This is a genomic window from Streptomyces sp. E2N166 (assembly GCF_003671715.1).
GTDB classification, from domain to species: Bacteria; Actinomycetota; Actinomycetes; order Streptomycetales; family Streptomycetaceae; genus Streptomyces; species Streptomyces thinghirensis.
Map to the genome: position 1 here is coordinate 1,252,343 of NZ_RAIF01000006.1, position 22,905 is coordinate 1,275,247.

The 22,905-nt window shown below is 70.7% G+C and carries 18 protein-coding genes and 2 pseudogenes; 2 read left to right on the forward strand and 18 right to left on the reverse strand.

Going from position 1 to position 22,905, the window contains the following annotated elements:
* Positions 1–29 precede the first annotated feature (29 nt).
* The 15 genes and pseudogenes from relA to pgsA all read right to left on the reverse strand — a co-directional run bounded on the left by relA (position 30) and on the right by pgsA (position 15,449).
* Positions 30–2,573 (reverse strand): GTP pyrophosphokinase, encoded by a 2,544-nt coding sequence (gene relA / locus EBH09_RS06045; RefSeq protein WP_121745919.1) that lies wholly within the window; start codon positions 2,571–2,573, stop codon positions 30–32.
* Between the two features lie 172 nt (positions 2,574–2,745).
* Positions 2,746–3,294: an adenine phosphoribosyltransferase gene (locus EBH09_RS06055; RefSeq protein WP_121745920.1), complete on the reverse strand. Its 549-nt coding sequence runs from the start codon at positions 3,292–3,294 to the stop codon at positions 2,746–2,748.
* Positions 3,291–4,436, reverse strand: coding sequence for a protein translocase subunit SecF (secF, locus tag EBH09_RS06060; RefSeq protein WP_121745921.1), 1,146 nt, complete (start codon positions 4,434–4,436; stop codon positions 3,291–3,293). The genes EBH09_RS06055 and secF overlap by 4 nt, the downstream gene beginning before the upstream one ends.
* Before the next feature lie 2 nt (positions 4,437–4,438).
* Positions 4,439–6,238, reverse strand: coding sequence for a protein translocase subunit SecD (gene secD, locus EBH09_RS06065; protein ID WP_193776127.1), 1,800 nt, complete (start codon positions 6,236–6,238; stop codon positions 4,439–4,441).
* 132 nt (positions 6,239–6,370) lie between these two features.
* Positions 6,371–6,883: a preprotein translocase subunit YajC gene (gene yajC, locus EBH09_RS06070; RefSeq protein ID WP_121745922.1), complete on the reverse strand. Its 513-nt coding sequence runs from the start codon at positions 6,881–6,883 to the stop codon at positions 6,371–6,373.
* A gap of 175 nt (positions 6,884–7,058) precedes the next feature.
* On the reverse strand, positions 7,059–8,132 hold the full coding sequence (gene ruvB, locus EBH09_RS06075) for a Holliday junction branch migration DNA helicase RuvB (RefSeq protein WP_121745923.1): 1,074 nt from the start codon (positions 8,130–8,132) through the stop codon (positions 7,059–7,061).
* Positions 8,133–8,159: 27 nt separating this feature from the next.
* Positions 8,160–8,765 carry a Holliday junction branch migration protein RuvA gene (gene ruvA, locus EBH09_RS06080; RefSeq protein ID WP_121745924.1) on the reverse strand — a complete coding sequence of 202 codons (606 nt, stop codon included), beginning with the start codon at positions 8,763–8,765 and terminating at the stop codon, positions 8,160–8,162.
* Complete coding sequence (gene ruvC / locus EBH09_RS06085; RefSeq protein ID WP_121745925.1) at positions 8,762–9,328, reverse strand: crossover junction endodeoxyribonuclease RuvC; 567 nt, start codon at positions 9,326–9,328, stop codon at positions 8,762–8,764. The genes ruvA and ruvC overlap by 4 nt, the downstream gene beginning before the upstream one ends.
* 117 nt (positions 9,329–9,445) lie before the next feature.
* Positions 9,446–10,198, reverse strand: coding sequence for a YebC/PmpR family DNA-binding transcriptional regulator (locus EBH09_RS06090; RefSeq protein WP_121745926.1), 753 nt, complete (start codon positions 10,196–10,198; stop codon positions 9,446–9,448).
* Between the two features lie 51 nt (positions 10,199–10,249).
* Complete coding sequence (pdxT, locus tag EBH09_RS06095) at positions 10,250–10,858, reverse strand: pyridoxal 5'-phosphate synthase glutaminase subunit PdxT (protein ID WP_121745927.1); 609 nt, start codon at positions 10,856–10,858, stop codon at positions 10,250–10,252.
* Between the two features lie 18 nt (positions 10,859–10,876).
* Positions 10,877–11,788, reverse strand: a complete 912-nt coding sequence (gene pdxS / locus EBH09_RS06100) for a pyridoxal 5'-phosphate synthase lyase subunit PdxS (protein WP_121745928.1) — start codon at positions 11,786–11,788, stop codon at positions 10,877–10,879.
* A gap of 144 nt (positions 11,789–11,932) precedes the next feature.
* The gene (locus tag EBH09_RS06105; protein ID WP_121745929.1) at positions 11,933–12,475 is read right to left on the reverse strand and encodes a hypothetical protein; all 543 of its coding nucleotides are present in this window, start codon (positions 12,473–12,475) and stop codon (positions 11,933–11,935) included.
* Positions 12,476–12,636: 161 nt separating this feature from the next.
* Positions 12,637–13,800, reverse strand: coding sequence for a glycosyltransferase family 4 protein (locus EBH09_RS06110; RefSeq protein WP_121745930.1), 1,164 nt, complete (start codon positions 13,798–13,800; stop codon positions 12,637–12,639).
* Entirely contained in the window at positions 13,797–14,729 is a 933-nt protein-coding gene (locus tag EBH09_RS06115) for a phosphatidylinositol mannoside acyltransferase (RefSeq protein ID WP_121745931.1), read from the reverse strand. Before EBH09_RS06115 ends, EBH09_RS06110 begins: the two co-directional genes overlap by 4 nt.
* Positions 14,726–15,449: pseudogene (gene pgsA, locus EBH09_RS06120) on the reverse strand (phosphatidylinositol phosphate synthase). Before pgsA ends, EBH09_RS06115 begins: the two are co-directional and overlap by 4 nt.
* Before the next feature lie 207 nt (positions 15,450–15,656).
* On the opposite strand from pgsA, the gene EBH09_RS06125 reads away from it, so the two are divergent.
* Positions 15,657–17,855: an elongation factor G-like protein EF-G2 gene (locus tag EBH09_RS06125; RefSeq protein WP_121745933.1), complete on the forward strand. Its 2,199-nt coding sequence runs from the start codon at positions 15,657–15,659 to the stop codon at positions 17,853–17,855.
* 253 nt (positions 17,856–18,108) lie between these two features.
* Positions 18,109–19,770, forward strand: coding sequence for a hypothetical protein (locus EBH09_RS06130; protein WP_121745934.1), 1,662 nt, complete (start codon positions 18,109–18,111; stop codon positions 19,768–19,770).
* A 6-nt stretch (positions 19,771–19,776) separates the two neighbouring features.
* On the opposite strand, the gene EBH09_RS06135 is transcribed toward EBH09_RS06130, so the two are convergent.
* The 3 genes and pseudogenes from EBH09_RS06135 to EBH09_RS06145 form a co-directional block, all read right to left on the reverse strand.
* Positions 19,777–20,322, reverse strand: a complete 546-nt coding sequence (locus EBH09_RS06135; RefSeq protein WP_121745935.1) for an HIT domain-containing protein — start codon at positions 20,320–20,322, stop codon at positions 19,777–19,779.
* A gap of 152 nt (positions 20,323–20,474) precedes the next feature.
* A complete protein-coding gene (gene thrS, locus EBH09_RS06140; RefSeq protein WP_121745936.1) occupies positions 20,475–22,451 on the reverse strand; it encodes a threonine--tRNA ligase in 1,977 nt (658 codons plus the stop codon).
* A gap of 91 nt (positions 22,452–22,542) precedes the next feature.
* A pseudogene (locus EBH09_RS06145) lies at positions 22,543–22,905 on the reverse strand (hypothetical protein); the annotation flags it as partial.

Below are 22,905 nucleotides of genomic sequence, written 5' to 3' on the forward strand. Positions count from 1 at the left end.
CGGGAGCCCCTCTGCCTGTGCGACGGCCGCTACGACGGCCTGCGCGCCGATGTCACCCGGTACACGTCGTAGACGCCCTCGACGCCCCGTACGGCCTTCAGGACGTGCCCGAGGTGCTTCGGGTCGCCCATCTCGAAGGTGAAGCGGGAGGTGGCGACGCGGTCGCGGGAGGTCTGGACGGCCGCGGAGAGGATGTTGACGTGCTGGTCGGACAGCACGCGCGTGACGTCCGACAGCAGCCGGGAGCGGTCCAGAGCCTCGACCTGGATGGCGACCAGGAAGACGGAGGACTGGCTGGGTGCCCACTCGACCTCGAGGATGCGCTCGGGCTCCCGGGACAGCGAGTCCACGTTCACGCAGTCGCTGCGGTGAACGGATACGCCACTGCCGCGGGTGACGAAGCCGATGATCGGGTCACCGGGGACGGGCGTGCAGCAGCGGGCCAGCTTGATCCACACGTCCTCCACGCCCTTGACCACGACGCCCGGGTCGGCGTTGGTCCGGCGTTTGCGGCCGCGGCCGTGGGCCGGCGGTACCGACTCGTCGATCTCCTCGGTGGCGGCCTCCTCGCCGCCGAGCGCCTGCACCAGTTTCTGCACGATGTTCTGCGCGGAGACATGGCCCTCGCCGATCGCCGCGTACAGCGCGGAGATGTCCGAGTAGCGCATCTCGTGGGCGAGCGTGACCAGGGAGTCGCCGGTCAGGATCCGCTGGATCGGCAGGTTCTGCTTGCGCATGGCGCGGACGATGGAGTCCTTGCCCTGCTCGATCGCCTCGTCGCGGCGCTCCTTGGAGAACCAGGCGCGGATCTTGTTGCGGGCGCGCGGCGACTTGACGAAGCCGAGCCAGTCGCGGGAGGGGCCCGCGCCGGCCGCTTTGGAGGTGAAGACCTCCACCAGGTCGCCGTTGTCCAGGGTGGACTCCAGCGGGACGAGACGGCCGTTGACCCGTGCCCCTATGGTGCGGTGGCCGACCTCGGTGTGCACCGCGTACGCGAAGTCCACGGGGGTGGCGCTCGCGGGCAGCGCTATGACGTCGCCCTTGGGGGTGAAGACGAAGACCTCGTTGCGGGAGAGGTCGAAGCGCAGGGACTCCAGGAACTCGCCTGGGTCCTCGGTCTCCTTCTGCCAGTCGAGGAGCTGCCGCAGCCACGCCATGTCGTTGAGGTGGTCGTCCTTGCCCTTGCCGGACGACTTCGGCGCGTCGGTGCGGACCTTGGAGGCGCCGGCGACGGCCTCCTGCTTGTACTTCCAGTGCGCGGCGATGCCGTACTCGGCGCGGCGGTGCATGTCGAAGGTGCGGATCTGCAGCTCGACCGGCTTGCCGTTGGGCCCGATGACCGTCGTGTGCAGCGACTGGTACATGTTGAACTTGGGCATCGCGATGTAGTCCTTGAACCGGCCGGGGACCGGGTTCCATCGCGCGTGCACGGTGCCCAGCGCCGCGTAGCAGTCGCGGACGGTGTCCACGAGGACGCGGATGCCCACCAGGTCGTAGATCTCCGCGAAGTCACGGCCGCGGACGATCATCTTCTGGTAGACGCTGTAGTAGTGCTTGGGGCGGCCGGTGACGGTCGCCTTGATGCGGGCCGCGCGCAGGTCCTGCTGGACCTCGTCGGTGACGATGGCGAGGTACTCGTCGCGCTTGGGGGCGCGCTCGGCGACCAGGCGCACGATCTCGTCGTACATCTTGGGGTAGAGGATCGCGAAGGCGAGGTCCTCCAGCTCCCACTTGATGGTGTTCATGCCCAGCCGGTGGGCGAGCGGCGCGTAGATCTCCAGGGTCTCGCGCGCCTTCTTCTCCTGCTTCTCGCGCTTGAGATAGCGCATGGTGCGCATGTTGTGCAGGCGGTCGGCGAGCTTGATGACCAGGACGCGCGGGTCCTTCGCCATGGCGACGACCATCTTGCGCACGGTCTCGGCCTGCGCGGCCTCGCCGAACTTCACCTTGTCGAGCTTGGTGACGCCGTCGACGAGGAGGGTGACCACGTCGCCGAAGTCGCGGCGCAGGTCCTCGAGGCCGTACTCGGTGTCCTCGACGGTGTCGTGCAGGAGACCGGCCATCAGCGTGGCGGGGTCCATGCCCAGCTCGGCGAGGATGGTGGTGACGGCGAGCGGATGCGTGATGTACGGGTCGCCGCTCTTGCGCTTCTGGCCGCGGTGCCAGCGTTCGGCGACCTGGTAGGCGCGCTCGATCTGGCGCAGCGTCGCCGTCTCGATCTTGGGGTCGTTGCTGCGCACTATCCGCAGCAGCGGCTCCAGGACCGGGTTGTACGGGTTGGCCCGCTGCACGCCGAGACGGGCGAGGCGGGCGCGGACGCGGTTGGAGGAGCCGGAGCGGGCGGGCTGCCCGGAGGGCGCGCGGACCACGGGCGCGTTCCGTTCGCGCTCGGGCGGGATCGGCTTGGGACGCGGCTGCTGATCGGCCGGCTTGTCGACGGGCGCGGCCGGGGCGTGCTGGATCGGCCCGCGGGTGTCGTTCTTCGCCTGCGGCGAAGTGGGCGCGGGCTTCGCCGCGGGCGCCGAGGCGGACTCGGGCTTTGCGGCGGTCAGTGGCTGGGCCTCGTCTGGCAAGAGGACTCCTCGTGCGCGATCCGGGTCCCCCGGTCAGGCTCCGGAAACCCCATGGTAGCGATCCTGCACTCCGGGATCGCCTTCCGGCCACTGTGAGGGCCGTCAACCCGAGAAACGCGTGAGGCGGGCGCCGGATTCCTCCGGGCCCGCCTCCGCTGTGCGACGAGGGCTGTCAGACCGTGAGCAGCGCCCGCAGCGGTGCCCCGGCGAGGGCAGGCTCCAGGCGTCCCCGCCCGCCGAGGAAGCCCAGCTCCATCAGGACGGCGAGACCGGCGACCTGCGCGCCCGCCCGGCGGATGAGCTCCAGCGAGGCCTCGGCGGTGCCGCCGGTGGCGAGGACGTCGTCGACGACCAGCACCCGGTCACCGGCGGCCAGGTCCTCGGCGTGCACCTCGATCTCGGCCGAGCCGTACTCCAGCTCGTACGCCTGGCTGAGGGTGGCTCCGGGGAGCTTGCCCGCCTTGCGCACGGGAATGAAGCCGAGGCCGGCCCTCAGCGCCACCGGGGCGCCGAGGATGAAGCCGCGGGCCTCCAGGCCGACCACCTTGGTGGCGCCGGTGTGCTCGGCGACCTCCGCGAGCGCGTCGGTCAGCGCGGTGAACGCGGCCGGGTCGGCCAGGAGCGGGGTGATGTCCTTGAACACAACGCCCGGCTCCGGGTAGTCCGCCACATCCCGGATACGGCTGAGCAGCAGCTCCGTGATGTCGGTCGTCCCGGTCATCGGCGCTTCCCCGAGGGTCGGCCGCGGCCCCTGTTGCGGGACGCCGGCTGGTTGCGGGGGCCGACGACCGCGGGCGTCGCGTCCTCGGGCTCGTCGGCGTCGCCATCGTCATCGTCGTAGACGGCGTATCGCTCCTCGTCGACGGCGTTCTCCGCCGGCTCGCCCTTGGCCGCGGCCTGGGCGCGCTTGGCGAGGACGCGCTTCTTGAGCGCCTTCATCTGCGGCTCGGCCTCCTTGAGGTCGGCGACGAGCGGCGTGGCGATGAAGATCGACGAGTACGCGCCCGCGGCGAGGCCGACGAACAGCGACAGCGAGATGTCGTTGAGCATGCCGGCGCCGAGGACACCGCCACCGATGAACAGCAGTCCGCCCACCGGCAGCAGCGCGACCACCGTGGTGTTGATGGAGCGGACCAGGGTGCTGTTGATCGAACGGTTGGCGATCTCGCCGTAGGTCCAGCGGGTCTGTTTGGTGATGTCTCGCGTCTGCTCCTTGAGGCTGTCGAAGACCACGACCGTGTCGTAGAGCGAATAGCCGAGGATCGTGAGCAGACCGATCACCGTGCCCGGTGTGACCTCGAACCCGACGAGGGCGTAGATACCCACCGTGATGGTGATGTCGTGGATCAGCGCGACGAACGCGGCGAGCGCCATGCGCCACTCGAACGCGATCGCCAGATAGATCACCACCAGGACCATGAAGATCCCTAGGCCCTGCCAGGCCTTGTTGGCGATCTGATCACCCCAACTGGGCCCGACCAGGTCGGCGTTGATCTTCTCCGCCGGGACGTCCAGGTTCTTGGACAGCTCTTCCTTGATCTGGTCCGACTTCGCGGTGTCGGTGCCGGCGATCTGGATGCGGAGGCTGCCGTCGCCGAGCTTCTGGACGATCGCGTCGTGGCCCGAGGCCTCTTCCGCGTAGGTCTCGGCCTGGGAGACCGAGGCGCTCACGTTCTTCGGGGTGGTGAAGACCGCGCCGCCCTGGAACTCGATGCCCATGTGCAGGCCGCGCACCGCCAGGCCGACGATGGCCGTGATGGTGATGAGGATGGAGATGCCGTACCAGAGCTTGCGGTTCTTGACGAAGTCGTAGCCGATCTCGCCATGGTGCAGTCGGGCGCCGAGGGTGCCGAGCTTTCCCATTCTCACGCCTCCTTCGGGTCGACAGGGCCGGCGACGGGGCGGGCGGGACGGCGGGTGCGCCGCAGCGGCGGCTTGGCACCCAGGCTCTTCGGGTCGAGGCCGGACCACTTGTGACCGCTCGCGAAGAACCTGCGCCGGGCCATCAGCGTCAGCAGCGGCTTGGTGAAGAGGAACACCACCACCACATCGAGCAGCGTGGTCAGACCCAGGGTGAACGCGAAGCCCTGCACCTTGCCGACGGTGACGACGAAGAGCACCGCGGCGGCGAGGAACGACACGAAGTCGGAGACCAGGATGGTACGCCGGGCGCGCGGCCAGGCCCGCTCCACGGCGGGTCGCAGCGAGCGTCCTTCCCGGATCTCGTCACGGACGCGTTCGAAGTACACGATGAACGAGTCCGCCGTGATGCCGATGGCGACGATGGCACCGCACACGGCCGGCAGGTTCAGCGCGAAGCCGATGGTCGGGCCGAGCAGCGACATGATCACGTACGTGAGACCCGCGGAGACCAGCAGCGAGGCGACGGCGATGAACGACAGGCCGCGGTAGTAGACCAGCAGGTAGAGGATGACCAGGGCGAGGCCGATCGCGCCGGCGATCAGACCCGCCTCGAGCTGGTCACCGCCGAGCGCGGCGGTGACGGTGGTGACGCTGTCCTCCTTGAAGGTCAGCGGCAGAGCACCGTAGGACAGCATGTTGGCGAGGCCCTGGGCCTCCTCCTGGTCGAAGCTGCCGGAGATCTCCGCGCTGCCGCCGGTGAGCGCCTGGCTGACGTACGGGTCGGAGACGACCTCGTTGTCCAGGACGATGGCGAACTGGTTCTGCGGGGACTGGTTCTGCGCCAGCTTGCCGGTGATGTCCGCGAACTTCTTGGCGCCGCCGTCCGTGAACTTCATCGTCACGGTCCAGCCGGCGGCGGTCTGCGTGTTGAAGACGGCCTCGGAACTGTCGACGTCCGTACCGTCGACCGCGGCCGGGCCCAGGATGTACTTCTGCCACTGGCCTTGCGCGTTCTGGCCGCAGGCCACCATCGAGTCGCCCTGCTTGGCGCCGTCGCCCGCCTTGGCCCGGGCCGCCGCGTCGGTGCAGTCCAGTGCGGTGTACTCGGCCTGGAGCTTGGCGTTCGCGTCGTCACCGGGGGCGCTGGCGCTCGGGGACGGAGAGGCGCCGTCGGAGGCCCCGCCGGACGGGCTGGGGTCGGCCTTCAGGGCGTCGCTGGCCGCGCGGCCCTGGGGGCTGGAGTTCGCCGAGGGGGAGCCGGAGGGCGAATCGCTCGCCTTGTCCCCGTCGGCGGCCTTGTCCGGGTCGGCCGCGCCGTCCGTGGCCTTGTCGGTCGCCTTGTCGGAGGCGTTGCCGGTGGCACTCGGCGAGGGGCTGCCGGTCGCGTTCGCGCCGGAGAGTTCGGTGGCGAGGACCGGGCGGAAGTAGAGCTTGGCGGTGGTACCGACCTGCTGCCGCGCTTCCTCGGAGTTCGTGCCCTTGGGGATGTTGACGATGATGTTCCGGTCGCCCTGGGTCTGCACCTCGGCCTCGGAGACACCCAGACCATTGACACGGCGCTCCATGATCTCGACCGCGGTGTCCATGTTGGTCTTGTTGATCGCGGACTCCTGGCCCGCCTCCGGAACAGCGCGGAGCGTGATGCTGGTGCCGCCGGCCAGGTCGATGCCGAGACGCGGAGTCGTGTGTCCGGCGGCGAACATGCCCCCGGTGAGCGCCACGATGGCGATCAGAATCAGGGCCAGCGAGCGCCCGGGCCTGCTCTGAGCGCTCGCATTCTTTCCCTTTTTAGGTGCTACCACCTTTGCGTACTCCCTCTCGGGCCGCTTCGCGCCGGGTAGGCGTCACCGGCGGCCATCACATGATGTCCGGATCCGTGCGAGCCGCGCGTCACACGGAGCACGCGGGAACGACCCGCGCACCCCGGGGCACGGCTACTTCGCCTCGGAACCGCCGTCGGACTTCTTCGGCTGCTCGTCGGTCTTCGCCTCGGCGGGCGCGGCGTCGACGGTCGGCTCGTCGGCCGGCTCGTCGTCCGCGTCCTTCTTGCCGAGGTCGACGGACTTGCCGTCGGAGGCGGCAGCGTCGTCGGCGGAGGCGTCGGTCTCGGTGAGGGAGGAGGCGTCGTCCGGCACGACGTCGGCGTCGGACTTCAGGTCGTGCTCGATGCCGTGGACGATGCGGTTGTACTCGTCGTCGGTGAGGACGGCACCGATGGAGTTCTTGGCGAAGAGCAGCTCGACGCCCGGCCCGGCGTCGAGGAGGACCGTGTCCTCGTTGACCTCCTTGACCGTGCCGTACATGCCCCCGATGGTGCGGACTCCGGAACCGGGCTGCATCTGGTTCCGCATGTCGGCGGCCTGCTGCTGCTTCTTCTTCGCCGACCGGGTCATCAGGAACATGGCCCCGATGAGCACGATGAACGGGAGGAGGGTCACGAGACTCACGGGTCGGTACTTCCTTCACACGACCGCGATGGTGAGCGGCCTGATGGTTGGGGGTGTGTGCGCCGCCGACAAGGGCGGCATCGGCGGAGTCTAAGCGAGTCCGCGCGCATGGAACAACGCTCAGCATGGCACCGGGGTTCCTGCTCCGGCGAATGTCCTCTTCGTGACGGTGTCGTCACGCCCCGAACAAGTCCTGTTGTCCGTTTCCCGAACTCTGCGAACGCGGCGGGGTGAGGCCGAGGTGCGCCCATGCGGCCGGGGTCGCCACGCGTCCGCGCGGGGTGCGGGCGAGCAGACCCTCCCGTACGAGGAAGGGTTCGGCGACCTCTTCCACTGTCTCACGCTCCTCCCCCACGGCGACGGCGAGCGTGGACAGGCCGACGGGACCGCCGCCGAACAGCTTGAGCAGGGCCTCCAGCACACCCCGGTCCAGCCGGTCCAGGCCCCGGGCGTCGACCTCGTAGACCGCGAGGGCGGCCGCGGCGATCTCCTGGGTGATCAGGCCGTCGGCCTTGACCTGGGCGTAGTCCCGGACCCGGCGCAGCAGGCGGTTGGCGATGCGGGGGGTGCCCCGGGAGCGGCCGGCGATCTCGGCGGCGCCGGCGGTGTCGATCTCGACGTCGAGCAGGCCCGCCGAGCGGTGGATGACGCGTTCCAGTTCGGCCGGTCCGTAGAACTCCATGTGCGCGGTGAACCCGAAGCGGTCGCGCAACGGGGGCGGCAGCAGCCCCGCGCGCGTGGTGGCGCCGACCAGGGTGAAGGGCGGCAGCTCCAGGGGGATGGCGGTGGCGCCCGGGCCCTTGCCGACGATGACGTCGACGCGGAAGTCCTCCATCGCCATGTAGAGCATCTCCTCGGCGGGCCTCGACATGCGGTGGATCTCGTCGAGGAAGAGGACCTCGCCCTCCTGGAGGGAGGAGAGGATCGCCGCGAGGTCGCCGGCGTGCTGGATGGCGGGGCCGGAGGTGATGCGGATGGGGGCGCCCATCTCGGCCGCGATGATCATCGAGAGGGTGGTCTTGCCGAGGCCGGGGGCGCCGGAGAGCAGCACGTGGTCGGCGGTCGCCCCACGCGCGCGTGCGGCGCGCAGCACGAGGTCGAGCTGCTCGCGGACCTTCTCCTGGCCGATGAACTCGCCCAGGTCCTTGGGGCGCAGGGCGGCCTCCACGGCCTGGTCCTCGCCGTCGGCGGACGCACCCACCAGCCGTTCGCCCGCGGCGTCCGTGTCGGTCGTGTCGTCCCAGTTCATGTGGTGTGCCTCGGCTCTCGGTACGGGCTATCGGGCGCGGTTCAGGGTCTGCAGGGCCGCCTTCAGCAGCTGCCCCACCTGGGGCGTTCCCCCTGCGGCCGCCGCCTGGGGCGCCACGGCGGAGACGGCCTCGTCGGCCTCGCGGGTCGCGTACCCGAGGCCGATGAGCGCCGCGTGCAGCTGGTCGCGCCAGCCGGCGCTGACCGGCGCGCCGACGGCGGGGGCCCCGATGGGCTCGCCGAGCCGGTCCTTCAGTTCCAGGAGCAGCTTCTGCGCGCCCTTCTTGCCGATACCGGGAACGGCGGTGAGCGCCTTCTCGTCGCCGGTGGAGACAGCTCTGCGCAGGGCGTCGGGACTGTGCACGGCGAGCATCGCCTGGGCCAGCCGGGGGCCGACGCCGCTGGCCGTCTGGAGCAGCACGAAGACCTGGCGCTCGTCGTCGTCGGCGAAGCCGTACAGGGTGAGCGAGTCCTCGCGGACGACGAGCGAGGTGGCGAGCTTGGCGGGCTTGCCGATGCGGAGGGTGGAGAGCGTGTTCGGCGTGCACTGGACGGCCATGCCGACGCCGCCGACCTCGACCACCGCGGCGTCGGGGGCGAGGGCGGCGACCGTGCCGCTGACGAAGGCGATCATGTCGTACGGCCTTTCGGTGCGGTCGGGGCTTTCGGGGTCTTCGGGGCTTTCGAGGCGTGCAGGGCCACGGCCTGCTGGAGCCGGTTCTGTGCGGGGGCACGCCAGATGTGGCAGATGGCGAGCGCGAGGGCGTCGGCGGCGTCGGCGGGCCTGGGCGGTTCGGCGAGCCGCAGCAGCCGGGTGACCATGGCACCGACCTGCGCCTTGTCGGCGCGTCCGCTGCCGGTGACGGCGGCCTTGACCTCGCTGGGGGTGTGCAGGGCGACGGGGATGCCGCGGCGGGAGGCGCACAGGATGGCGACGGCGCTGGCCTGGGCGGTGCCCATGACCGTGCGGACGTTGTGCTGGCTGAAGACGCGCTCCACGGCGACGTACTGAGGACGGTGCTCGTCCAGCCACTGCTCGATGCCCTGCTCGACGGCGACCAGGCGGTGGCCGAGTTCCGCGTTCGCGGGCGTACGGACCACTCCGACGCCGAGCATGGTGAGCGGCCGCCCCGCGACGCCCTCCACGACACCGATCCCGCAGCGGGTCAGCCCCGGGTCCACCCCCAGTACGCGCAACGCACGGCTCCCCTCACATCGATCGCCTGTTTGTGCAGGCTATCGGGTGCCACCGACAACGGCGGCGGGCCGGGGACGTGTCCCCGGCCCGCCGGAATCGTCGTGCGCGCGGCGGTGCTACGCGTCGACCTTCTCCATGACCTCGTCGCTCACGTCGAAGTTGGCGAAGACGTTCTGCACGTCGTCGCTGTCCTCCAGGGCGTCGATCAGCCTGAAGATCTTCCGTGCGCCCTCCTCGTCCAGCTCGACCTGCATGGTCGGAACGAAGTTGGCGTCGGCGGACTCGTAGTCGATGCCGGCGTCCTGGAGGGCGGTGCGGACCGCGACCAGGTCGGTGGCCTCGCTGAGTACCTCGAAGGTCTCGCCGAGGTCGTTGACCTCCTCGGCGCCCGCGTCCAGGACGGCGGCCAGGACGTCGTCCTCGCCCAGCTCGCCCTTGGGCACGATCACGACGCCCTTGCGGTTGAACAGGTACGACACCGAGCCCGGGTCGGCCATGGAGCCGCCGTTGCGGGTCATGGCGACGCGGACGTCGGAGGCGGCGCGGTTGCGGTTGTCGGTGAGGCACTCGATGAGTACCGCGACACCGTTCGGACCGTAACCCTCGTACATGATCGTCTCGTAGTCGGCGCCGCCGGCCTCGAGGCCACCGCCGCGCTTGACCGCGGAGTCGATGTTCTTGTTCGGGACCGACTGCTTCTTCGCCTTCTGGATGGCGTCGTAGAGCGTCGGGTTGCCCTCGATGTCGACGCCCCCCATCCGGGCCGCGACCTCGATGTTCTTGATCAGCTTCGCGAAGAGCTTGCCGCGCTTGGCATCGATGACGGCCTTCTTGTGCTTCGTCGTGGCCCATTTAGAGTGGCCGGACATCTGCCTGTCTCCTTCGCGTAACCCGTCTTTGAACGAACGAACGCAGGAATCCTACAAGGACTCCGCCGCCCGGTTCGCGCGCACCATGTCGGCGAAGAGGCGGTGCACGCGGTGGTCGCCGGTCAGCTCCGGGTGGAACGACGTGGCCAGAGCGTTGCCCTGGCGGACCGCGACGATGTGGCCCTCGTGCTCGGCGAGCACCTCGGCCGTGGCGCCCACGGACTCCACCCAGGGGGCGCGGATGAAGACGCCCTCCACAGGATCGCCCTCGACGCCCTTGATGCCGACGGCCGCCTCGAAGGACTCGTTCTGCCGTCCGAAGGCGTTGCGCCGCACGATCATGTCGATGCCGCCGACCGTCTCCTGCCCGGAGCGCGGGTCGAGGATCTTGTCGGCCAGCAGGATCATGCCGGCGCAGGTGCCGTAGACGGGCAGTCCGTCCCGCACACGCGCGCGGAGGGGCTCCATCATTCCGAAGAGGACGGCCAGTTTGGAGATGGTGGTGGACTCGCCGCCGGGCAGGACCAGGCCGTCGACCTCGGCGAGTTCTTCGGGGCGCCTGACCGGCCTGGCCACGGCGTCGGCCGTGGCCAGGGCGACGAGGTGCTCCCGTACGTCGCCCTGGAGGGCCAGGACGCCGATGACGGGGGTGTCGCTCATGGTTGCGGTGTCCTCGTCCTACCAGCCGCGGTTCGCGTAGCGCTCGGTCTCGGGGAGGGTGTCGCAGTTGATGCCGACCATGGCCTCGCCGAGGTTGCGGGACGCCTCCGCGATGATCTTCGGGTCGTCGTAGAAGGTGGTCGCCTTCACGATGGCGGCGGCGCGCTTGGCCGGGTCACCGGACTTGAAGATGCCGGAGCCGACGAAGACGCCCTCGGCGCCGAGCTGGCGCATGAGCGCGGCGTCGGCCGGGGTGGCGACACCGCCGGCGGAGAAGAGGACCACGGGGAGCTTGCCCAGCTCGGCGACCTCCCGGACCAGCTCGTACGGGGCGCGCAGCTCCTTGGCGGCGGCGTACAGCTCGTTGTTGTCGTAGCCGCGCAGCCGGGCGATCTCGTTCTTGATCTGGCGCAGGTGGCGGACGGCCTCGACGACGTTGCCGGTGCCGGCCTCGCCCTTGGAGCGGATCATCGCGGCGCCCTCGGCGATGCGGCGCAGGGCCTCACCGAGGTTGGTGGCGCCGCAGACGAAGGGGGTGGTGAAGGCGAACTTGTCGCTGTGGTTGACCTCGTCGGCCGGGGTGAGGACCTCGGACTCGTCGATGTAGTCGACGCCGAGGGACTGCAGGACCTGGGCCTCGACGAAGTGGCCGATGCGGGACTTGGCCATCACGGGGATGGAGACCGCGCCGATGATGCCCTCGATCATGTCCGGGTCGGACATCCGGGCCACGCCGCCGTCCTTGCGGATGTCGGCCGGGACCCGCTCCAGGGCCATGACGGCGACGGCGCCCGCGTCCTCGGCGATCTTCGCCTGCTCCGGCGTGACGACGTCCATGATCACGCCGCCCTTGAGCTGCTCGGCCATGCCGCGCTTCACGCGGGCGGTGCCGGTCTCGGGGGTCTGGTTCTCGGAGAGCGTGCTGGACACGGGTACCTCACTGAAGGAAGGGGGGTTTGTGCAGCTCCGAGGAAACGCGAACGGACCAGGCCGCAGCAAGGGCCAATGGACAGCCGGTGGATCCTTTTGGACCGGGGCGCGGAACGCCCGCCGGGGCGACGGGAGACGTGGGCTCTACGCCGCCCTGTCCACCAGGGCCGCCGGCGACTCGTCGTCCATCTCGAAGGCCAGCGGGAAGGGAGCGTGTCCGGCGAGGCGGAACCAGCGGACCTTGCGGTGCTCGCGCAGCCTGCGCGCGGCTCCCACCGCGTCGTTGTGGAACCGCCGGGCCATCGGGACGCGCCGTACGGCCTCGGCCAACTCGTGGATCGCCTCCTCTCCCCCGGGCGCCTCGCGCAGGATGTCCACCTGCGGCGGGTCGGCGAACACCGCCCGCAGGGCCTGGCTCAGCTCGCTCTCGGCGACCTCCCGGTGCTCCTCCTCGGCCTGCCGGGCGGCGTGGGCGGCCTCGTACAGGACGATGGAGGCGGCCGGGTCGAGCACACCGGAGGTGGCGAGTTCCTGGGCCACGGACGCCCTGCGCAGCAGCTGCGCGTCGAGGGCGGCACGGGCGGCGTCGATCCGGGCGTGCAGCCGGTCCAGCCGCCCCGCCGTCCAGCTCAGGTACAGGCCGATCGCCACGAGGACGGCCAGGATCCAGATGAGGGTTGCGGTCACGGGGCGCAACCCTACGGGAGCGCTCCGCCGGGCCGGCGGGGTGCCTCGGTGCGGGCGCCGCCGGGGGCCGCCGCCCCCGGGCCCCCGCTTTCGGCGTGGACGGCCTCGTCCTCAGACGCCGGACGGGCCGAGGATTCCGAACGTCGGCTGGAGAGTCAGCCTCACTCCCGCGCCAGGCCGAATCTCGCCCTCAGCCCCGTCGCCCGGTCGTCCGCCGCCACCGCTGCCGCGCCCGCCGTGACCGTCTCGTAGACCGACAGGATGTCCGCGCCGACCGTGGACCAGTCGAAGCGCCGTACGTGGGCGCTGCCCCGTTCCCGCAGGACGGTGCGGCGCTCCGGGTCCGCGAGGAGCCGTACCGCCGCGTCGGCCAGGGCGTCGGCGTCCTCGTTGGGGAACAGTTCACCGGCCGCCCCCCGGTCGAGGACCTGGGCGAAGGCGTCCAGGTCCGAGGCGAGTACGGGGGCGCCGGCCGACATGGCCTCGACCAGGATGATCCCGAAGCTCTCGCCGCCGGTGTTGGGGGCCACGTACAGGTCGACGCTGCGCAGGAAGCGGGCCTTGTCCTCGTCGCTGACCATGCCGAGGAACTCCACCCGGGGGCGCAGCTCGGCGGGCAGGGACGCCACGGCCTCCTTCTCGTCGCCGCGCCCGGCGACGAGCAGCCGGGCCCCGGGGCGGGCGGCGAGGATCTTCGGCAGCGCCCGCATCAGCACCGGCAGGCCCTTGCGGGGTTCGTCGATGCGCCCTATGAAGCCGATCGTGTCGCCCTGCCACTCGGGCTTCGGCTCGGCGCCCGCGAAGAAGTCGACGTCGACGCCGTTGGGGATGACGACCGCGTCCCCGCCGAGGTGCTCGACGAGGGTCCGGCGGGCGTACTCGCTCACCGCGATGCGGGCGCTGATCTTCTCCAGGGCGGCCTGGAGGATCGAGTACGCGGCGATCATCGCGCGGGAGCGGGGGTTGGACGTGTGGAAGGTCGCCACGATCGGGCCCTGTGCCGCCCAGCAGGTCAGCAGGCCGAGCGAGGGCGAGGTCGGTTCGTGGATGTGGATGACGTCGAAGGCGCCGTCGTGCAGCCAGCGCCGCACCCGGGCCGCCGACAGGAAGCCGAAGTTGAGGCGGGCCACCGAGCCGTTGTACGGGACCGGCACCGCGCGGCCGGCCGAGACGACGTACGGCGGCAGTGGGGTGTCGTCGTCGGCGGGGGCGAGTACGGAGACCTCGTGACCGAGACGGATGAAGTACTCGGCCAGGTCCCGGATGTGGAACTGGACGCCGCCCGGCACGTCCCAGGAGTAGGGGCAGACGATGCCGATCCTCACGAGGCGCCCTGCCCGTCGGCCGCCGCGGGGGCCTTGGCGGGGTCGAGGTCCTTCAGCCACAAGCGCTGGAGCATGTGCCAGTCCTCCGGGTGGTCGGCGATCCCCGTGGCGAAGGCATCGGCCAGCGCCTGTGTCATGACAGACGTCTTCTCGGCCCGGGTACCTGACTCGGGGACCACCACCGGCGGATGCACCCGGCCCTTCATGACGGGCGACTCGTCGTACCAGAGCGTCACCGGCAGCAGTCGTGCGCCGGTCTGCAGCGCCAGCAGGGCCGGCCCCGCGGGCATCCGGGCCGTATCGCCGAAGAAGTCGACCTCCACTCCGGAGGCGGACAGGTCGCGGTCGGCGACCAGGCAGACCAGGCCGCCGTCGCGCAGCCGCCGGGCCAGCGTGCCGAACGCCGTGCCGCCGCTGTGCGGCAGGACCTCCATGCCGAGGCCCTCGCGGTAGGCGACGAAACGGTCGTAGAGGGTCTCCGGCTTGAGGCGTTCGGCGACCGTGGTGAAGGGGATGCCCAGCTCGGTGGTGACCCAGGCACCCGCGAGGTCCCAGTTGGCCAGGTGCGGGAGGGCGAGCACCACGCCCTTGCCGGCGTCCATGCCGTCGGTGAGGTGGTGCAGGTCCTCGCCCGCGAAGCCGGACCTGATCCGCTCGGTGCTCCACGCGGGGAGACGGAAGGACTCCATCCAGTAGCGCAGGTACGAGCGCATGCCCGCGCGCGAGAGCGCGGCGAGCCGCTCGGGGCTCGCGTCCGGCACCACGCGCGCGTAGTTGCTCTCCAGGCGCCGTACGCCCGCGCCGCGCTGCTTCCAGGCGACGTCCGCGACCGTGCGGCCGAGCCGCACGGCGACCGGCTCGGGGAGCTTCCTCACGGTGCTCCAGCCGGCGCCGTACAGGCCGTCGGTCAGCCGGTCCCGAGCGCTCACTTGGCCGCCTCGGTGCCCTGGCTCTCCTGCGCGGCGGCGTCCGCCTCGGCGGCCTCCCGGCGGACCGTGACGACGCGCTGGATGAGCGTGACGAGGCTGCCGACGGCGACGATCCACAGGGCGATCGGCAGCAGGTACTGGATGCCCGGCACGCCGAACGCGTGCAGTCCCGCGAGACCGGCCGCGACCAGCGAGACGACGAGTCGTTCGGCGCGCTCGACCAGTCCGTTGACGGCGACCGGCAGGCCGATCGACTCGCCGCGCGCCTTGGTGTACGACACCACCTGGCCACTGGCCAGGCAGAAGATCGACACGGCGCACAGCGCGATGTCGTCGCCGCCGCCCGCGTACCAGAGGGCGAAGCCGCCGAAGATCGCGCCGTCGGCGACCCGGTCCAGCGTGGAGTCCAGGAAGGCGCCCCAGCGGCTGGAGCGGCCGAGCTGGCGGGCCATGTTGCCGTCGACGAGGTCGGAGAAAACGAAGAGCGTGATCACGACCGTGCCCCAGAAGAACTCACCCATGGGGTAGAAGACCAGCGCACCCGCGACCACACCGGCGGTGCCGATCAGCGTGACCGTGTCCGGGCTGACGCCCCGGCGGATGAGAAACGCGGCGAACGGTGTGAGGACACGCGTAAAAAATGCACGCGCGTACTTGTTCAGCATGGCCTTCCCGACGGTCGGTGTGGCCGCGGCCCCTGCTGGCCACCGGCTGGCCCATCGTAGCCACGCGCGCGCGGGGGCGACGGACGGGCACCCTGAGCCCCTGGTGGGCGGCCGGTGGGCGGCGGGATCGGGCCCGTCGTATGGACGCGGCGTGACGGGAGTGGAAAGCTCGAAGGACCGCGGGCGTCGCCGGAGCCGCCAGTGCACGCGGTCCCGCGTGTCCGCGCCCACAGTGACCTCACCGTGCACGGGAGGCAAGGACATGGGCGACAAGGCACACACCCGTCCCGGAGCCGCCGGAAGGGCTACGGCGGCCGACCATCCCACGTCCGTACGGAATGTGGTGCTGGTCGGCCACTCCGGATCGGGCAAGACGACTCTGGTGGAAGCTCTCGCGCTGACGGCGGGAGCACTGAACCGGGCGGGCCGCGTGGAGGACGGCGGCTGCGTCTCGGACTACGACGAGATGGAGCACCGGCAGCAGCGCTCCGTACAGCTCTCGCTGGTGCCGGTCGAATGGGACGGCATCAAGATCAATCTCCTGGACACTCCCGGGTACGCCGACTTCGTCGGTGAGCTGAGGGCCGGTCTGCGGGCGGCGGACGCGGCCCTCTTCGTCGTCTCGGCCTCCGACGGAGTGGACGGCTCGACCCGCATGGTGTGGGAGGAGTGCGCCGCCGTCGGCATGCCGCGCGCCATCGTGGTCACGCATCTGGAGGCCGCCCGCGCGGACTTCGAGGAGATGACGCGGATCTGCGCGGAGGCCTTCGGCGGGGACGATCCGGACGCCGTGCTGCCGCTGTACCTGCCGCTGCACGGGCCGCAGGCGCCCGACGGGCACGCACCCGTGACGGGACTCGTCGGGCTGCTGTCGCGGAAGCTGTACGACTACGCGTCCGGCGAGCGCGAGGAGTCCGAGCCGGGCGAGGAACAGTTGCCGTCGCTCGACGAGGCCCGCTCCATGCTGATCGAGGGGATCATCTCGGAGAGCGAGGACGAGACCCTCATGGAGCGCTATCTCGGCGGCGAGCAGGTGGACGTCAGGACACTCATCGAGGATCTGGAACGGGCCGTGGCGCGCGGGGTGTTCTTCCCCGTGCTGGCCGCCGCCCCCGCGGCCGAGGGAGCCCGGCAGGGGCTGGGCACGGTCGAACTGCTGGAGCTGGTCACGCGCGGCTTCCCGACCCCCTTGGAGCGCGAGGCGCCCCGGGTCACCACGCCCGACGGCGCTCCGCGCGAGCTGCGGATGTGCGATCCCGACGAGTCGCTGGTCGCGGAGGTCGTCAAGACGTCCTCCGACCCGTACGTGGGGCGGATCTCGCTGGTCCGCGTGTTCTCCGGCACCCTGCGCGCCGACCAGACGGTGCACGTCTCCGGGCACGGGCTGGCCGACCGCGGCCACGAGGACCACGACGTCGACGAGCGGATCGGCGCCCTGTCGACCCCCTTCGGCAAGCAGCAGCGGCCGGTCTCGCACGTGATCGCGGGCGACCTGGCGTGCGTGGCCAAGCTGAGCCGCGCGGAGACCGGGGACACGCTCTCGGCCAAGGACGACCCGTTGCTGATGGCGCCGTGGGAGATGCCGGACCCGCTGCTGCCGCTCGCCATCCAGGCGCACAGCAAGCCGGACGAGGACAAGCTCTCCCAGGGGCTTTCGCGGCTGGTCGCCGAGGACCCGACGATGCGCCTGGAGCAGAACCAGGACACGCACCAGGTGGTCCTGTGGTGCCTGGGCGAGGCCCACGCCGACGTGGCGCTGGAGCGGCTGCGCAGCCGCTACGGCGTCCAGGTCGACGTCGTTCCCCACCGGGTCTGCCTGCGGGAGACCTTCGGGGACCGGGCGGCCGGGCGCGGGCGGCACGTGAAGCAGTCCGGCGGGCACGGACAGTACGCCATCTGCGAGATCGAGGTGGAGCCGATGCCGGGCGGTTCGGGCATCGAGTTCGTGGACGAGGTGGTCGGCGGCGCGGTGCCCCGGCAGTTCATTCCGTCCGTCGAGAAGGGCGTCCGCGCGCAGGCCGCCAAGGGCGTCGTCGCGGGGCATCCGCTGATCGACGTGCGGGTCACGCTGCGGGACGGCAAGGCGCACTCGGTGGACTCCTCCGACGCCGCCTTCCAGACGGCCGGCGCGCTGGCGCTGCGGGAGGCCGCGGCCGAGGCGAGGATCCATCTGCTGGAGCCGGTGGCCGAGGTGAGCGTGCTGGTCGGCGACGACTACGTGGGCGCCGTGATGAGCGACCTGTCCGGACGGCGCGGCAAGGTGCTCGGCACCGAGCAGACGAGCGGCGGGCGGACCTTGATCAGGGCCGAGGTGCCGGAGATCGAGATCGGCCGGTACGCGGTGGACCTGCGCTCCCTGACGCACGGCACCGCGCGCTTCGGCCGCCGTTACGCGCGGCACGAACCGATGCCGCCGCAGATCGCGGAACGCCTCCGGGAGGAGCTGCGGGCGGCGTCCTAGGGGTGCGCGGCAGGGGGCCGGCGCGGACTCCTCCGCGCCGGCCGCGCGTTCAACTCCCGCCCGGAAGAGGCTCGTTACCGACCTGCCCGGTCCGGGCGCACAACGGCGCAAACCGCGCGCGCGGGGGCGCCTTTCGCCGTCCGGTGCCGCATGTCGGTGTCGGCGGATACGCTGATGACCTGATCAACAGGTGTGCCGGGCACGGAAGTCGGGAAGGCCGCAGGAGCGACAGTGGTGGCGATCGGGGGCGGGAATGACCGTTGACGGCGGTTACGCGGACTTCTTCGGACCGCAGGTGCCGCGTACGGACGACGGAGGCCAGACGGCCACCTTCGCGCTGGCCTCGGCCGCCTACCGGGACAGCGAGTTGGCGGAGATCAAGAAGGCCGACAACGAATGGCACCAGACGACCCTCAACGCGGGCCGGTCCTGGGCCACGATCTTCCGGCCCAACCTCGGCGAGGCCTTCTCCCGCGCGGTGGCCGACCGGATGCTGGGCAGCGGCCGCAAGCCCCTCATCCAGTCCTTCGGTGCCGAGCCGCAGGTGGTCGTCGAGCACTGCCTGGCGGCCAACGGCATCCGCAAGGCGCGCGACGCCCGGCTGTCCACGGTGATCGTGCTGTGCGGCCTGCTCTTCCTGCCCGGCATGCTGGTCTGGCTGCTCGGCTTCCAGATCCGCACCACCGTCGCCAAGGCGGAGAACAAACAGGCCGGGGCACTGGGCACCGCGGTGCTCGTGGCGATCGCCGCGCTGGCCGTGCTGTTCCTCGTCAAGATGCCCTTCTCCGGCTTCTGGGCCTGGTACGCGCGCGCCGCGGTCGTCCTGCCCGTCGTCGGCTGGTTCTGGGCCAAGCGGATCTGCGAGGGCACGGCGAGGGACCTGCGGGAGCGCTGGGACGGCCTCCTGTCGGGCAGCGGCGTCGGCGCCAAGGTCCCCGAGGCGGTGCCCAGCAACCCGGGTGAGACCGCGGCCGAGCAACTGCGCCAGTCACTGGCCAAGCTCGGCGCCGAGCAGCAGTCCAACTCGGTCTTCTACGCCGGCCCCAAGGGCATACTCGGGATGGGCACCCGCTGGGGCAGCTGGCAGCTCGCCGAGAACCTGGTGCCGGCCGACCCGGCCCGGGAGATCCACCCCTTCCGCAGCTGGGACGTCGTCCGGGCCATCCACGACCAGCTGCGCATGCTGGAGCGCGGCCCGCTCAACACCGGCGGCTTCACGAAGCCGTCCATACGGCACTGGGTCGTGACGCCCATCGGGGAGAACGCCAAGGCGGTGTCCCGTCCGGAGGGCACGGACGTCGAGGCGTACCAGGTCAAGTCGCACGCGATACAGGACATCTGCAACAAGCAGCAGTTCGGCGCCGGTGACCGGCACTACCTGGGCGTCCAGTGGACCCTGTGGGACGGCCAGCTGGTCATCACCATGCTGATCACGGTGACCGTGCTGCACGAGACGCTGCGCATCGAGGTCACCGGCCACGCCCTGGGCCCGGTGAACCCGCTGTTCACCACCAAGCCGGAGGCTCCCTCCAAGGAGGTCGCCAAGTCGTTCAAGCCGTGGGAGACGCGCAAGGTGATGCTCCCGCTGGTCACCGCGAACGAGGTCGTACGGCTCGCCGTCCGCGCCCCGCTCACCTGGTATCCGCCGCTGCTGAACTGGCTCGGCGGCACGATCGGCCTGCCGGAGCCGTTCGGGCTGCGCCACGCGTGGGCGGACCAGCCGTGGCGTCACCGCTTCATGGCCGACGACGCGTTGCGGGCGGCGGCGCCGGTGCTGCGGGTGGTGCACTCGTCGGCGATCAGGGTGCTGGAGGAGAACGGCGTGGACACGGAGAAGTTCGGGGCGCGGTCGGCGTTCCTCAGCACGGCGGTACAGGATCCGACGCCCGGGAAGGCGGATCTGTACAACGCGTAGGCCTCGCTACGTAGGCCAGGCCTCCGCCAGCATCTTGCGGGTGTCACCCAGGAGCTGGGGCAGGACCTTGGTGTGGCCAATCACGGGAAGGAAATTGGTGTCGCCGCCCCAGCGGGGCACCACATGCTGGTGCAGGTGAGCGGCGATGCCCGCGCCCGCCACCGTGCCCTGGTTCATGCCGATGTTGAAACCGTGGGCGCCGGACGCGGTGCGCAGGGCCGTCATCGCCTGCTTGGTGAGCTCGGCCAGCTCCGCGGTCTCCACGGCGTTCAGCTCGGTGTAGTCGGCGACGTGGCGGTACGGCACGACCATCAGGTGGCCGCCGTTGTAGGGGTACAGGTTGAGCACCGCGTAGACGTGCTCGCCGCGCCGGACGATCAGACCGTCCTCGTCGGACTTGGCCGGGATCGAGCAGAAGGGGCAGCCGTCGTCGGCTCCGGGGCCGCTCGGCTTGTTCTCGCCCTGGATGTAGGCCATCCGGTGGGGCGTCCACAGGCGCTGGAACGCGTCCGGCGTGCCCACTCCCAGCTGCTGCTCCGGCTCACTCGTCATGCGTGCAGCATATGGCGTCGGCGCCTGGAACCTGAAAGGGCCCCCGGGAGCTCCTCCCGGGGGCCGATCCCCGCGCTTGCGGGGATCAACAGCACCTTCGTGTGTCCGACAACTGGCATGAACGGACGGTCCCCGTACAGGCGGGGAGCACGTCACACCTGAATCCGGCGCTCCACGACATCAACGAGCTTCGCCAGCGCCTGGTCACGCGGAATGCCGTTCTCCTGCGACCCGTCGCGGTAGCGGAACGACACCGTACCTCCGTGCATGTCCTCGTCCCCGACGATGATCATGAACGGGACCTTCTGCTTCTGCTGCGTGCGGATCTTCTTCTGCATCCGGTCCGAGGAGGAATCCACGTCGACGCGCAGCCCCTTCCGCCGCGCCTCGGCCGCGAACTCCTCCAGGTACTGCACGTGAGCGTCACCCACCGGGATTCCCACCGCCTGCACCGGCGCCAGCCACGCCGGGAAGGCGCCCGCGTAGTGCTCCAGGAGCACCGCGAAGAAGCGCTCGATCGAGCCGAACAGCGCGCGGTGGATCATGACCGGACGCTGCTTGGCACCGTCCGCGCCGGTGTACTCCAGGTCGAAGCGCTCCGGCAGGTTGAAGTCGAGCTGGATGGTCGACATCTGCCAGGTGCGGCCGATGGCGTCCTTGGTCTGGACGGAGATCTTCGGGCCGTAGAAGGCGGCGCCGCCCGGGTCCGGGACCAGGGGCAGGCCCTGCTTCTCGGCGACCTGGCGGAGCGTCTCGGTGGCCTCTTCCCATGCCTCGTCGGAGCCGACGAACTTCTCCGGGTCCTTGGTGGACAGCTCCAGGTAGAAGTCGGTCAGGCCGTAGTCGCGCAGCAGGTTCAGCACGAAGGTGAGGGTCTTGTCGAGCTCCTCCGACATCTGCTCGCGGGTGCAGTAGATGTGCGCGTCGTCCTGGGTGAAGCCGCGGGCCCGGGTCAGGCCGTGCACGACGCCCGACTTCTCGTACCGGTACACGGTCCCGAACTCGAACAGGCGCAGCGGCAGTTCACGGTACGAGCGGCCGCGCGCGTCGAAGATCAGGTTGTGCATCGGGCAGTTCATGGGCTTGAGGTAGTAGTCCACGCCCTCGTCGAGCTGCATGGGCGGGTACATGCCGTCGGCGTACCAGTCCAGGTGGCCCGAGGTCTCGAAGAGCTTCCCCTTCGTCGCGTGCGGGGTGTAGACGAACTCGTACCCCTCCTCCTCGTGGCGGCGCCGCGAGTAGTCCTCCATGACCCGGCGGATCACACCGCCCTTGGGGTGGAAGACGGCGAGGCCGGAGCCGATCTGCTCCGGGACGGAGAACAGGTCCAGCTCGCTGCCGAGCTTGCGGTGGTCGCGCTTCTCGGCCTCGGCGAGGAACTCCAGGTGCGCCTTCAGCTCGTCCTTGGACGGCCAGGCGGTGCCGTAGATGCGCTGGAGCATCGGGTTCTTCTCGCTGCCGCGCCAGTAGGCGGCGGCGTTGCGCATCAGCTTGAACGCCGGGATGTTCCGGGTGGTGGGCAGGTGGGGACCGCGGCAGAGGTCCTTCCAGCACAGCTCGCCGGTCTTGGCGTCCAGGTTGTCGTAGATCGTCAGCTCGCCGGCGCCGACCTCGACGTCCGCGCCGTCGTCGTGGGACGCGGAGCCCTTGAGGCCGATCAGCTCCAGCTTGTACGGCTCGTCGGCGAGCTCCTCGCGGGCGGCGTCGTCGGTGACGACGCGGCGCGAGAAGCGCTGGCCGCGCTTCTGGATCTCCTGCATCTTCTTCTCGATGGCCTTGAGGTCATCGGGGTGGAAGGGCTTCTCGACGTCGAAGTCGTAGTAGAAGCCGTCCTTGACGGGCGGGCCGATGCCCAGCTTGGCCTCGGGGAACAGCTCCTGCACGGCCTGCGCCATGACGTGCGCGGTGGAGTGGCGCAGAATGGCCAGACCGTCCTCGGAGGAGATCTCGACACCCTCGACGGTCTCGCCGTCCTGGACCTCGTAGGCGAGGTCCTTCAGCTCACCGGACACGCGGGCGGCGACGATCGAGCGCTCGCCGGCGAAGAGCTCGGCGGCCGTCGTGCCCGTAGTCACCACGCGTTCTTCCCGCTCGGAATCGCGTTGGATGATCACACGGACGTCTGACACCGGTCTCTCCTGACTGAAGTGGGGCTGCGGCGCCATACCGGAGCGCACGCATGAGGGCGATCGTACCGACCACGGCCCGCTCACCGCGAAATCAGTCCCCGCGGTCGCCGTCGTCCTCGCCGTCCCCGCCGCAGGTCTCCTCGAAGAAGGCCGCCACCTCCACGTGCTCCTGGACCGCCTTCAGCAGCCGGTCCCGCTCCGCGTCGTCGACCTGTACGGGTGCGATCTCGCAGGCGCCGGTGAGCCGGCGGAATCCGCCCCGGCTCTCCAGCCGGCCGAGCACCCGCACCGGCAGCCCGACGAGATGGGCGTGCCCCGCGATCCGGTAGGCGTCCTCGTCCAGCGTGATCCGTACGTGCGGGACGTCGGCCCCGGCCAGCACCCGCAGCCGCACGGTGCCCGCGCCGCGCGGCCCGGGACGGCGCATGCGGACGACGGTGCCGGTGATCCGGAC

Excerpts from the sequence above, each read along its gene's own strand:
- EBH09_RS06055 (WP_121745920.1), bottom strand. The coding sequence starts at position 3,294 with ATGACCGGGACGACCGACATCACGGAGCTGCTGCTCAGCCGTATCCGG.
- EBH09_RS06135 (WP_121745935.1), bottom strand. The coding sequence starts at position 20,322 with ATGACGAGTGAGCCGGAGCAGCAGCTGGGAGTGGGCACGCCGGACGCG.
- pdxT (WP_121745927.1), bottom strand. The coding sequence starts at position 10,858 with ATGAGCGACACCCCCGTCATCGGCGTCCTGGCCCTCCAGGGCGACGTA.
- EBH09_RS06130 (WP_121745934.1), top strand. The coding sequence starts at position 18,109 with ATGACCGTTGACGGCGGTTACGCGGACTTCTTCGGACCGCAGGTGCCG.
- secF (WP_121745921.1), bottom strand. The coding sequence starts at position 4,436 with ATGGGAAAGCTCGGCACCCTCGGCGCCCGACTGCACCATGGCGAGATC.
- EBH09_RS06125 (WP_121745933.1), top strand. The coding sequence starts at position 15,657 with ATGGGCGACAAGGCACACACCCGTCCCGGAGCCGCCGGAAGGGCTACG.
- ruvA (WP_121745924.1), bottom strand. The coding sequence starts at position 8,765 with ATGATCGCCTTCGTCAGCGGCACGGTCGCCGCCCTCGCCCCCGACGCC.
- EBH09_RS06090 (WP_121745926.1), bottom strand. The coding sequence starts at position 10,198 with ATGTCCGGCCACTCTAAATGGGCCACGACGAAGCACAAGAAGGCCGTC.
- ruvB (WP_121745923.1), bottom strand. The coding sequence starts at position 8,132 with ATGAACTGGGACGACACGACCGACACGGACGCCGCGGGCGAACGGCTG.